Source organism: Clostridium sp. CTA-19 (assembly GCF_054767855.1).
In genome coordinates, this window is record NZ_BAAABH010000003.1 from 99,772 (window position 1) to 113,044 (window position 13,273).

Annotated in this window: 10 protein-coding genes; 6 read left to right on the top strand and 4 right to left on the bottom strand. The window is 27.6% G+C overall.

What is annotated here, in order from left to right:
• Positions 1 to 53 precede the first annotated feature (53 nt).
• Entirely contained in the window at positions 54 to 560 is a 507-nt protein-coding gene (locus tag ACYUE0_RS02755) for a gamma carbonic anhydrase family protein (RefSeq protein ID WP_460269425.1), read from the top strand.
• 135 nt (positions 561 to 695) lie between these two features.
• The gene (locus ACYUE0_RS02760) at positions 696 to 1,535 is read left to right on the top strand and encodes a CvfB family protein (RefSeq protein WP_460269426.1); all 840 of its coding nucleotides are present in this window, start codon (positions 696 to 698) and stop codon (positions 1,533 to 1,535) included.
• Between the two features lie 30 nt (positions 1,536 to 1,565).
• Here ACYUE0_RS02760 and ACYUE0_RS02765 read toward each other — a convergent pair whose 3' ends face one another.
• Entirely contained in the window at positions 1,566 to 4,229 is a 2,664-nt protein-coding gene (locus tag ACYUE0_RS02765) for a cation-translocating P-type ATPase (protein WP_460269427.1), read from the bottom strand.
• A 980-nt stretch (positions 4,230 to 5,209) separates the two neighbouring features.
• On the opposite strand from ACYUE0_RS02765, the gene ACYUE0_RS02770 reads away from it, so the two are divergent.
• Complete coding sequence (locus ACYUE0_RS02770; protein ID WP_460269428.1) at positions 5,210 to 6,544, top strand: MFS transporter; 1,335 nt, start codon at positions 5,210 to 5,212, stop codon at positions 6,542 to 6,544.
• Between the two features lie 600 nt (positions 6,545 to 7,144).
• Positions 7,145 to 8,479 carry an MFS transporter gene (locus tag ACYUE0_RS02775; RefSeq protein WP_460269429.1) on the top strand — a complete coding sequence of 445 codons (1,335 nt, stop codon included), beginning with the start codon at positions 7,145 to 7,147 and terminating at the stop codon, positions 8,477 to 8,479.
• Positions 8,480 to 8,538: 59 nt separating this feature from the next.
• Here the strand turns inward: ACYUE0_RS02775 and ACYUE0_RS02780 are convergent, their stop codons facing one another.
• A complete protein-coding gene (locus tag ACYUE0_RS02780; protein WP_061995713.1) occupies positions 8,539 to 8,961 on the bottom strand; it encodes a YaaR family protein in 423 nt (140 codons plus the stop codon).
• Positions 8,962 to 9,079: 118 nt separating this feature from the next.
• Here ACYUE0_RS02780 and ACYUE0_RS02785 point away from each other — a divergent pair, with 118 nt between their 5' ends.
• Positions 9,080 to 9,616 (top strand): chromate transporter, encoded by a 537-nt coding sequence (locus ACYUE0_RS02785; protein ID WP_061995712.1) that lies wholly within the window; start codon positions 9,080 to 9,082, stop codon positions 9,614 to 9,616.
• A gap of 3 nt (positions 9,617 to 9,619) precedes the next feature.
• The gene (locus ACYUE0_RS02790) at positions 9,620 to 10,138 is read left to right on the top strand and encodes a chromate transporter (RefSeq protein WP_061995711.1); all 519 of its coding nucleotides are present in this window, start codon (positions 9,620 to 9,622) and stop codon (positions 10,136 to 10,138) included.
• 74 nt (positions 10,139 to 10,212) lie between these two features.
• Here ACYUE0_RS02790 and ACYUE0_RS02795 read toward each other — a convergent pair whose 3' ends face one another.
• Entirely contained in the window at positions 10,213 to 12,117 is a 1,905-nt protein-coding gene (locus ACYUE0_RS02795; RefSeq protein WP_460269430.1) for an NAD(+) synthase, read from the bottom strand.
• Positions 12,118 to 12,625: 508 nt separating this feature from the next.
• Positions 12,626 to 13,243, bottom strand: coding sequence for a flavin reductase family protein (locus ACYUE0_RS02800; RefSeq protein WP_460269431.1), 618 nt, complete (start codon positions 13,241 to 13,243; stop codon positions 12,626 to 12,628).
• Positions 13,244 to 13,273 lie beyond the last annotated feature (30 nt).

Here is a 13,273-nt window from a genome sequence, read left to right on the forward strand (position 1 = left end):
GTGTATAGTTAAAGGTCGGTATGAATATATTTTTATGATAAGGAGTGATTTTTGTGATAAAATCATTTAAGGGAAAAAGTCCAATTATAGATGAAAGTTGCTTTATAGCAGAAAATGCAACCATAGTAGGAGAAGCTACCATAGGCAAAAATACAAATATATGGTATGGAACAGTTTTAAGAAGTGATATGAGCTATTTGAAGGTAGGGGAAAATACAAATATTCAAGAAAATACAACTGTTCATAATGATTTTGGGGTACCAACAGAAATTGGGGATAATGTTACAATAGGGCATAATGCAATAATACATGGATGCAAAATAAATGATAATGTCTTAGTAGGCATGGGTTCAATTATTTTAAACAATGCGGAGATAGGAAAAAATACAATTATAGGTGCAGGTAGTTTAGTAACTCAAGGTAAAAAAATACCATCTGGTGTACTTTGTATGGGATCACCAGCAAAAGTTATTAGGGAACTTACAGCAGAAGAAATAGAAAATATAAAAAAATCAGCAATAGAATATGTGAAGATGGCAAATGAACATAAAAATATTTAATAAAATAAAACAGATTTTTAGAATTAAAAGAACAATGTTTTTAAAAATTTGTAGAGACATTAAATAAATATATTCAGTGTGATGAGTACAGGTTTATTGTCCAATAACACAAAAGGAAAAAATTAGGAGGAAATTATGATAAAAATTGGTGAAATAAATAATTTAAAAGTTGTTAGAAGATCAGAATTTGGATATTATTTAGATGGAACCACAGGAAATTCATCAGATGATATATTATTACCTAACAAAAGTGCGTTAAGAAATGATATAAGAATTGGTGATGAACTTGAGGTGTTTATATATAGGGATTCTTTAGATAGAATTATAGGTACTATGAAAGAGCCATTAGCAACAGTTGGAGAAATAGCTTACTTAGAAGTTGTTGATGAAAGCCGTATTGGTTCATTTATTAATATAGGGTTAGAAAGGGATGTTCTAGTTCCTTTTAAAGAAAAAAAATATAATCTTGAGGTTGGTAAAAAATATTTATTTGCATTATATGTAGATAAAACAAATAGACTTGCAGCAACAACAAAAATAGACAACTATTTACATGATACAAATGCTTATGAAGTTGGTCAAGAAGTAGAAGGAACTATATATGGATTCCAAACTAATAACTCTGCAGAAATAGCTTTAGAAAATACATATAGAGGTGTAATATTAAAAAATGAATATTATAACGATTTAAAAATAGGTGATATAGTCAAAGGTAGAGTTAAAAAATATTATGAGGATGGTAAAGTAGGGCTTTCATTAAGAAAAGAAAGATTAGAAGAAAAATCAGATTTAGAAACAGAAATACATGAGTACTTAAAAGAAAACGACGGATTTATAAAATTGAATGATAAATCTTCACCAGAGGATATAGAAAAAATCTTCAAAACTAGTAAAAATGCTTTTAAAAGAGCTTTAGGTGGGCTTATGAAGAGAAAATTGATAACTCAAGATAAAGAGGGAACTAGACTATTATAAAATTAATAGAAATAATAAAAAAGTTAGAGATTAATCTCTAACTTTTTTATTATTGCTTCTTTTAAAAATTTTTAAAATTTCATTTATTATAATTGGTACTAAGCTAATTAATAGTACAAAAATCCAATCATTTAAAGTAAGTTTGTAAACTCCAAACAATGTAGCTATTGGTGGTATTGTTATAACTAAGAATTGTAGTAGTAATCCTAGTATTATAGAACTAATTAGATATTTATTTGAAAACACGCCAATGGAAAATATAGATTTACTTTCATTTCTCATATTTAGTGAATGAGCAAGTTGAGTACTACTTAATACAGTAAAAGCTAATGTTTGAGCATGAATAAGAATTTTATCAGGTATGTTTGATAAGGTGATATCAGAACCACCATAAACTTTAGCTCCATAAACAAAGGCTATTAATGTTAGAAATCCAATTAAAAAGCCATTAAATATTAGTGTAAACATGGATCCTTTAAATAAACTGTCTTTAGAATTTCTAGGATGTTTATTCATAATATCTTTATCACCAGAGTCAACACCTAATGCTAATGCTGGAAAAGTATCAGTGATTAGATTTACCCATAAGATATGCGTTGCACTAAGTGGAGCAGCCCAACCTAGCAAAATTGCAAGAAATAGACTGACTATTTCACCAGCATTACAAGAAATTAAGAAAATAACAGATTTTTTAATATTATTAAAAATATTTCTACCTTCTTTAATTGCGGAAACAATAGTGGAAAAGTTATCATCAGTAAGAACCATATCAGCTGCACCTTTTGCAACGTCTGTACCGGTTATCCCCATAGCAACGCCTATATCAGCTGCTTTTAAAGATGGAGCATCATTAACACCATCTCCAGTCATGGAAACTATATTATCTTTTGATTTAATAGCTTTAACAATTTTCACTTTGTGTTCTGGTGAAACTCTTGCAAAAACTCTAAGAGTATCTATAGAATTTGTAAGCTCTTCATCTGACATTTTATCTAATTCGGCTCCGGATATAACTTGTGATAAATCTGTAGCTATATTTAATTCTTTAGCTATAGCAAAAGCAGTATTTTTATGATCACCAGTTATCATTATTGTTTTTATTCCAGAGGTTTTACAAATTTCTATAGAATCTTTAACTTCTAGTCTAGGAGGATCTATCATTCCTACTAATCCTATAAATATAAGATTTTTTTCTACATCGTCTTCTTTTAAGGCTGTAGAATCTTTAACTGCTTTATATGCAGCCCCTAAAACTCTTAGGGCATCATCAGACATTTTATATGAGGCTTTTAAGATTGAATCCTTAAGTTCTGTAGTTAAATCTTTTATTTCATTGTTTAAATATATTTTAGTACATAAGTTTAAAAGGTTATCAATTGCACCTTTAGTTAATACAAAAGACTCATTAGAATATTTATTTATAGTACTCATAAGTTTTCTATCAGAATCAAAGGGGATTTCTCCAACTCTTGGATGATTATTATTAGCATCTAATTTAGTTAAGTTGTACTTATTGCCTATATCTAGCAATGCAATTTCAGTAGGGTCACCTGTTTTAGAATCTTCACTAGAAGTTGCATCATTACAAAGAACTAAATTTTCTATTAATAATTTTTCTACAGGGTCATCAATATTTAGATTTTCGATATCATTTAAATTATTATTACAATAAAATTTTGTTACTGTCATCTTATTTTGAGTCAATGTACCAGTCTTATCAGAACAAATAACATTAACAGAACCAAGAGTTTCAACAGCAGGCAGCTTTCTTATTATTGCATTTTGCTTTATCATTTTTTGAACGCCAATTGCAAGTACAATAGTAACAATTGCAGGCAAACCTTCAGGTATAGCAGCAACAGCTAAACTTATAGAAGTTATAAACATATCTAGAATGTCTCTATTTTGCAAAATACCAACTACAAACATTATTATGCTTATAGCTATAGCAGCAAATCCAAGATATTTACCAAGTTGTTCAAGTTTTTTTTGTAGTGGTGTTTGTTCAGATTCGTCTGTATCAAGCATTTTAGCAATTTTCCCAATTTCAGTATCCATACCTGTTGCAACAGCAACACCGATACCACGTCCATAAGTGGCTAAAGTTGACATGAAGACCATGTTTTTTTGATCACCAAGAGAAATGTCTTCATTTTCAAGTGTAATACCAGAATCTTTATCCACAGGCACAGATTCACCTGTTAAAGCTGATTCTTCAATTTTTAAATTAGCACTTTCTATTAAACGTATATCGCAAGGAATATACCTGCCTGCATCTATTATAACTATATCGCCAGGTACAACATCTTCAGAAGGAATTTCAACAATTACTCCATCTCTTTTTACAAGTGCTTTAGGTGTAGAAAGTTCCTTTAAGGCATCCAAGGCTTTTTCTGCTTTAGCCTCTTGAATCATACCAACTATAGCATTAATAAGAATTACTATTAAAATAATTATTGAGTCACTTGTTTCGCCAACTACAGCAGATAAAATAGCTGCAACTAGTAAAATATAAATCATCATATCGTTTAATTGAGCAAAAAACATTTGAACTTTAGTTTTAGGTTTTTTAGTAGTAAATTTATTAAGTCCATATTTAGATTTATGGTCTTCTACTTGCTCTGAAGAAAGTCCATTATCTAAGTTGGAATTTAAAAGAGTAAGGACATCTTCCGTTGTTTTGTTAAACCACATTAATATATCACCTCTATTAATTGTATTCATTATATTTTATGATTCGAAGAATAATATTAGCCTAATATTTAGTATCAACATAATTAAAAAAAATATGATTAACTTTAAAATATTTAAATATATTTTATAATTTCGGGATATTCTTATATTTCATATGTTTATGTTATATAGGCTTCCAAGTTGACTCTTAAAATTATCAATTCCAAAACTTGGATACCTAAAATAGTGAGACATGCTCTGAATCATTTAGAATTCAATGCTGAATCTTGTATGAAAATATTTTAAAGTTATTGAATAAATTTAAATTGGAGCTTGTTTCCCTATAGGCGTAAAGCTAGGCCTAAAAATTCCAAAAAAACTCTAAATTAATTTTCAATGAATAGCTTATTTGAAATTTTTATTATTACATAATGTATCAATAAATTAAAAGAAAGATATTTTATTGGAATAAAGTGGCTTAGCTTTACGCACATGATGTTTATGTAGAGGATAAATCTTATTATTTTAACAACAATCAATTTTATTAAAAAATAAAAATTAATTTTTTTTGAATATTTAATAAAAATAAAATTAAATTATATTAAATAGAAAAAAATAATTATTTTTTATAAAAGTTTAATATTATAAAAAAATCAATGAAATAATAGTTATAATTAACATAAAATTAATAAAAACATACAATAAAATACAAAATTATAATAAAATACAAACAAAACAATTAAATTAACTAAAAATTTTTAATTATCTTAATATTTTTTAATGTATTGCTTTTGTAAAAATTATGTATTATATTACTAATAAGAATAAATGTTAATAAAATGTTAACGCTACATAAAATAATTTTTTGGCCAAAATTTAAAGTATGTAAACAAATCAAACTATTATGGACAAATAAAAGATAAGATTAAAATATAAAAAAATATTTCAATATTTAAAAAGAAACGATTATTCTGATTTATAAAAATTAGGGGGAATATTTAATGAGTGAAGAACTAAAAAAGCGTTATAAACACAATAGCAATATGTTTATAATCAGCTATATATTTATGGGTATAATGAGTGGTATGGCATTTGATGCTTTAGTTACATTTTTAAATCAAGCAGCGCCAAGTGTAGCAGCAAGTTATTCCACTTACATGGGAATAGCAACATTGCTAACAGCTGGACTAGTTGCTTTAGCACCAAAGTTAGGATATAAAAAGATATTAATTTCTGGACCGGTATTAACAATTTTAGCTCTTGTATTAGTTAATGTAACAGGAAATACGTTTGTAATAATGTTTGTAACGCTATCATTATTAGCAGGAGTAGTTTTATTTGATGCAATATTACCACCATTTTTAACACAGTATACATCAGTAGAAGAAAGAGATAAAGTTTTCTCTAGAACTTTATATACTAATGTCATTGGTATGACTTTAGCAACTTTCTCAGGTGGTATGTTAATAGTTTCAAGATTTGCCTCAAGACTTGGAATAACTTATGGGGAAGCAAAATCGTTATCTGCAAATATAGATGGATTTACAGAAGCTCAGAATTTTGCTTATACATTAGCACATAAAGATGTTTTATTAATGTTTGTAATAGTAGGTGTACTTGCTTTATTACCACTTTTATTATTAAAAGAAGTAAAAGCAGATTATGAAGTTAGTACAAAAGGTGATACTAAACAAAAAATAGATTGGAAAGTTCTTGGAAATAAATACGCATTATTATATTTAGTATATAATTTTTTAACAAGATTTGGAGCATCATTAATAACTCCATACTTCTCAGTGTTTTTAGGAACCTTAGGAATAGATAGATCAACAGTTTCAACGCTAGTTACAGCTCAATATGCAGCAATGGTTATATTTATGATATTTTCACCATGGTTATCTAAAACATTTGGTAGGGTTGTATCAATTGGAGCACTTGCAGCATTATCAATTCCTTTCATGTTAATTATAGGAAATGGTGATAAATTTGGTAGTATGATGGTACTTGCTGTAGGAATAGGTTTATTCTTTAGATCCGGTTTAATGAATGCAGCAAACCCAATAGTTCAATCATTGCCTATGGAATTTGTTACCAAAGAATTAAGGCCTGCATATAGTTCTATAATATTCTTATCTCAAGCGGTAGCACAAACACTAGCAGGTATATTTACAGCAGCATTCTTGTTTAACAGTGCATTCTTTGGTCAGGGTGGATATAGAATAGCATATTATATAACAGCAGTTATTTATTCAATAGCTACAATAATAATACTTACTCAATTTACTAAAAAATTTAATAGACCGAAAGTTAAAAATGATAAAGAAGAAGCAGCTTAATAAAAAAGGCGTCTCAAAGTAGACGTCTTTTTTATTAAGAATTATTAAAACTACTATTATAGAATTCTATAATAGTAGTTTTAATTTATGAAAAAAAATTTATAAAATTAAAAAATATACTTAAAATTTAAATGTATATTATAAATGATATTTTATATAAAATAGTAATGGAAAATGTGAAAAATGTATTAAAAATTCATTTATATAAATTAAAATAAAATTTTATAGAAAACAAATCCATTATTTGTAACAAAGAAATAAAAACAATGAAAAAATAAAAAAAATGAAACAATATTCACAAAATGGTTACAAAAATGAAAATAAATATATATAAAATTCATAAATGTTTATTAAAAACTATAAAATTTAGAGAAAATTCTAAATTTTCTTAATTTTAAATAATATCTTGATTTTCAAAAAAATGTGTATTATAGTACTAATTGAGAAACAATTGTAAATAAATTATGAATTGTTTAACAATATATATATATTGTCTCTGGCCAGGGGTTTATAAAATATTGTTACATAATAGTTTTCTCTCACATGAAATTATATAAAGGGTTAATTAAAATATGTGTATTATTATAGGGGGATGATCATATGAATGAAGAGGTATTAAAACGTTATAAACATAATAGTAGAATGTTTTTCATTAGTTATTTATTTATGGGGATATTAAGTGGTATTGTAAATGATACACTTATAACATTTTTAAAACAAGCTCAGCCTACAATAGTAAATAGTTACACGATATATACAGGTATAGCTACATTATTAACAGCAGGATTAGTCGCAGCTATAGTTAAAATGGGATATAAAAAAATACTTGTAGCTGGCGGAGTTGTTAGTATAGCTGGATTGATATTAATAAGTTTTACAAGAAGTTGGCTATCAGTAAGTTGTATAACTCTTGTGTTAATTTTAGGATTATACTTATTTGATGCAGTATTACCACCATTTTTAACACAATATACTACTGAAGAAGAAAGAGATAAGGTTTTCTCAAGAACAATGTATTCTAATGTTGCAGGAATGGCATTAGCAAGTTTTACAGGTGGTGCATTAATAGTTTGGAGATTTGCTTCAAGACTTGGAATTGCTTATGAACAAGCACAAGAATTATCAACTAAAACAGCAGAATTTACTACAGTTCAAAATGCAGCATACATATCTGCACATACTGATGTGTTCTTAATATTTGTGGTAATTGCAGTTCTTGGAACAATACCATTATTATTATTAAGAGAAGTTAAAGAAGATTATGCAGGACACCAAGATGAAAAAGGTAAAACTAAAATTGATTGGAGAGTACTTGGTAATAAATATGCACTATTATACTTAGTATATAATGGATTAATAAGATTTGGTGCATCATTAATAGTTCCTTACTTTACAATTTTTTTAGGAACTTTAGGAATAGACAGAGCAACAGTATCATTCCTTATATCACTTCAAACAATAGCAATGGTTATATTTATGATGTTCTCACCATGGTTTTCTAAGAAATTTGGTAGAGTTGGTGCAATATCACTGCTATCAGCAATTTCAGTTCCTTTCATGTTAATTATAGGAAATGGTGATAAATTTGGTGGAATGATGGTACTTGCAGTAGGGGCAGGACTATTCTTTAGGGCAGGTTTTATGAATGCAGCAAATCCAATAGTTCAATCATTACCAATGGAATTTGTTACTAAAGAATTAAGACCAGCTTATAGTTCAGTAATATTCGTATCACAAGCAATAGTAACAATATTAGCAGGTCTATTTACAGCAGGATTCCTTTTCAATGAAAACTTCTTAGGGGATTCAGGATACAGAATAGCATATTATGTAACAGCAGTTATCTATTCAATAGCAATAGTAATATTACTTACTCAATTTACTAGAAAATTTAACAGACCTCAAAATGAAAATGAAGAAGAAGTAGCTTCTTAATAATTTAATGAGAACAGCCATATTATGGCTGTTTTTTATGTTATAAATAGGTAATTAACTTATTTATAAATATCGACTATAAGACCTGTTATTTCATCAACAGTACTTGCTACATCTAAATTTTCTTTCTGTTCATTTAATAAATCTTGTGTTAGTTCTTCTAATTTTTTATCTATTATATCAACTGTAATGAAATATTGAGTTTGCCAAAAACTAGTGTCTTTTTTTACTGAATACATAAAAGCAAGCACTGATTCTAAGTAGGCTTTAATTTCTCTCTTATAGGCTTTAACATCAGCATAATTTTTACTTGCTACTAATTTTGTTCCTTTGTTTTTTATATTTTTTAGCATTTGTTTTAATTGTTCTTCAGATTTTTTTTGTTGAGCAAAGTTAAAGTTCTTAGAAAAGTCTAATTGTTTATTTATTTTAGAACCGCTTCTTTGGATTTGTGGACTATTTCTTAATTTTGATATTTCCATCTTAAACACCTCTCTTAGACACTCTATATTTATTATCGGAATGTAGTATAATTTTATTAAGGTATCTTTAAAAATAAATTATAATTTCATATATTATTATATAAAGAGAGGTAATTATATGCAAAAGCTTCTAAAAATGTTTTTCACGTTTCTAAAAATAGGGAGTTTTACTTTTGGTGGAGGATATGCAATGATTCCACTTATAGAAAAGGAAGTTGTTGAAGTAAATCAGTGGCTATCTAAAGATGAGTTTCTTGAGATATTAGTTATAGCTCAAAGTTTTCCAGGAGCATTAGCAGTAAATTCATCTACATTTATTGGATATAAAATTGGGAAATTTCCAGGAGCCATTTTAGGGTTACTGGGAGTAACGCTACCGTCCTTTGGCATAATACTTATTATAGCTATGTTCTTTTCAAAATTTAGAAATTTAGCTATTGTAGAAAGAATGTTTAGTGGTATAAATGCAGCAGTTCCATTGCTTGTATTAGTGGCAGTTGTTAGTCTTAGTAAATCAGTAAAAAAGTCTACTAATAACATAATGATTGTGATAATTACTGTAATACTTACTGCATTTTTGAATGTAAATCCTGTTATAATAATTATTTTAGCTGCTTTATATGGGATATTTTGCAATAGGAAGAAGGTGTCATAAAGTATGTTACTTTTAAAACTTTATTTAGCATTTTTAAAAGTTGGCACTTTTGGGTTCGGTGGAGGATATGCTATTTTATCCCTTATAGAAAATGAAGTTGTTAACAGTAATAAATGGATTAGCGCCACAGAATTTGTAGATATAATTGGTATATCTCAAATGACACCAGGACCAGTTGCAATAAATTGTGCTACTTTTACTGGATATAAAGTTAGTGGAGTGTTAGGAAGTATTGTGGCAACTCTTGGAGTTGTAACTACATCTTTTATATTAGTTACACTGGCATATTTCTTTTTCACAAAATTTAAGGAGTCTACACTATTAAATTCAGCATTATCAGGAATGAAGCCAGCACTTATTGGTCTTATAATTGGTGTGTTTATATCTTTAAGTAAAACAGCATATGTAGATTTAAAAAGCTTAATAATAGGGGCAATAATAGGGGTTATGCTTTTTAAAACTAAAATACACCCTATATTGATAATAGTAATTTCAGCAATTTTAGGAATTGTGTTTTATTAAAAAGGAGCTTCGTCTATGAAAAAAAATTAATCATAGGCGATGCTCCTTTAGTTTTTTGATAGAATTTTAAATTTTTACATAAAACTATTATAACTTGCATCTGATGGCATTCTTAAATCACCTCTAGGTGAAAGACTTATAGAACCTACTTTTGGACCATCAGGCATACAAGAGCGTTTAAATTGCTGAGTAAAGAATCTTCTAAGGAACATATCTCTCCATTTTAAAATTTCATCTTTGGTGTATTCATCACCAAAAGCATTTTCGCTTAAAAATAGAAGTTTTTCAGGAGTAGCACCTTGTTTTATAAAATGGAATAAGAAGAAGTCATGTAGTTCATAAGGTCCTACAATGTCTTCTGTTTTTTGAGCTATTTTACCTTCGCTATCTTTTGGCAGTAGCTCAGGACTTACAGGAGTATCTAATATGTCCATAAGAACTTCTGAAGCATTACCATCTAATTCTCTTTCTGCAACATATTCAACTAAATAGCGTACCAATGTTTTGGGAATAGAGCAGTTAACAGAATACATAGACATATGGTCACCATTATAAGTACACCAACCTAATGCAAGTTCTGATAAATCACCAGTTCCAATTAGAAGTCCTGCATTTTTGTTTGCAATATCCATTAATATTTGAGTTCTTTCTCTTGCTTGAACATTTTCATAAGTAACATCGTGTATAGATGGATCATGACCGATGTCTTTAAAATGTTGCATACAAGCATCTACAATATTTATTTCTTTAAGCTCAGTACCTAAATTTTCACAAAGTTTTAATGCATTTATATAAGTCCTATCAGTGGTACCAAATCCGGGCATAGTAATTGTTTTTATATTTTTTCTATCTAATCCAAGCATATCAAAAGTTTTAACAACTACTAACAGTGCAAGAGTAGAGTCTAATCCTCCAGAAATACCTATAACAGCATTTTTAAGTTTTGTATGACAAAAACGTTTCGCTAATGCAGCTGTTTGAATATTAAATATTTCTTTACATCTTAATTCTCGTTCAGATTCTGTTTTAGGTACAAAAGGAAGCTTATCTATAGTTCTATCAAAACTATTAATAGAAGTATTTTTTATGTTTATGTCAATTATTTTTGGTATAAAAGGACATAAACACATACTATCTCTAAAACTTATATTTTTTAATCTTTCATTATTGAGTTTGTCTAAATCGATTATTCCAGTTATTATCTCATTTTCTCTTTGAAATCTTTTATTTTCTGCAAGGGTGCTACCATTTTCAGAAATTATTAAATGTCCACTAAATAGTACATCAGTAGAAGATTCAAAAACACCAGATGATGAATATATATAACTACCAATGCATCTTAAACTTTGGTTTTTAACTAAGTTTCTTCTAGTATCAGCCTTTCCAACTAATTCATTAGAGGATGATAAATTACAAATTATATTAGCGCCACATAAACTTAAATAGCTACTAGGTGGTATAGTTACCCACAAGTCTTCACATACTTCAAAGCCTATTTTGGCATTTCCAGCAGAAAATATAATGTTTGTTCCAAAAGGAACATCTTGTTGAAAACTAAGATTCACAGTTTCATTAATAATATTAAGTCCACTAGTAAACCAACGCTTTTCATAGAATTCAGAGTAATTAGGTAAATGACTTTTAGGGATAATACCAATAACTTTTCCATCAAATATAACTACCGCACAATTAAACAAGCAGTTATTATGTAAAATCGGCGCACCAACGGATATGATTATATTTTTTTCCTTTGAATATTCACATAGTGCATAGATGCCTTTTTCACTTTCTATTAATAGTTTATTTTGAAAAAACAAATCACCACAACTATATGATGTTACGCTTAGTTCAGGAAAAACTATTAAATTACAATCTTGTTTTAGTCCATTTGAAATACATTTTTTTATTTCGTTAATATTAAAGTTTACATCTGCAACGTTTGTTATAGGACAAGCAGAAGCTACTTTGAAAAAATTCATAAACTCACTACCTTTCTTAAAAAATAAGTTAATAAATATATTATCTAATTTAAAAATTTTTTAATATATATTTATAGATTATAGTCAAAAAATTTTGTTTTTTATTATTATATAAAATTTAAGTTTTAAAATCATTTTCAGAAAGTGGTTGCCACTTTCATCCAATTAGAAGCATTAAACCTTGAAATTGAGATATAAAATTGATTGAATCTATATTCAAAGTATACATCCATAACAAGAAGGACAGGCGTAACAAAACATATTCTCCATAAATTATTTTCCAGTAAAATTGAAAGTTAAATAATAAAATCTATATTAAACAAAGCCGGTCCTAGAAAAGATATGTCCAGTATTACTAGGAGTACATCGACTATTAATTAACCAGAACTTTTAACTCTTAACTAAAATAAATATTAATTTTTAATTTTTTCATTATTACTTTTTAACACTATAATTTTGGAAGTTTTAGGCTTAGCTTTACGTCTATGCTTGGAAACCTATATACAAATTATTTTTTGAACTTTTGTTTGTTTTTTTCATTAAGTTTTCGTTTAGCAGTTTTCTTTTTCATTATAGAATAACCAAACTTGCCTAAAGGTTTAGTATTTAAAGCAAAATATTCTCCATGACAATAACTAATCAAATTAGCTCTGTCAAAATGTATTTTACCTTTATCGTCAATTAAATCCTCATTTACTTTAACATTTAGAACTTCCAGTAAAAACAGGTCATGTGTTCCAAGTGGCGTGATAGATTTTAATTTACATTCTAAGGCTACTGGAGATTCTTCTAAAGATGGAGTGTTTATTTTAACAGCATCATTTAATTTAATTCCTAGATGTTTAATTTTATCAATTTTTTTACCACTAACTACTCCACAATAGTCTACCATTTTAACCATATCTTTAGTAGTAAGATTAATTACACATTCTTTACTTTCTTTTATATAATTATAGCTTAATCTTTCCGGTCTAACACCCATTGCCAATATAGGTTCCTTTGTACACACAGTACTTATCCATCCAACGGTAAATACATTTACCTTATCTTCTTTATTTTTAGATGTAACCAATACTACAGGTGTGGGATTAAGCATTACACTACCTTTAAAATTTACTTTGTTCATATTTTTCTCCTTTTGTACTGCATAATATTT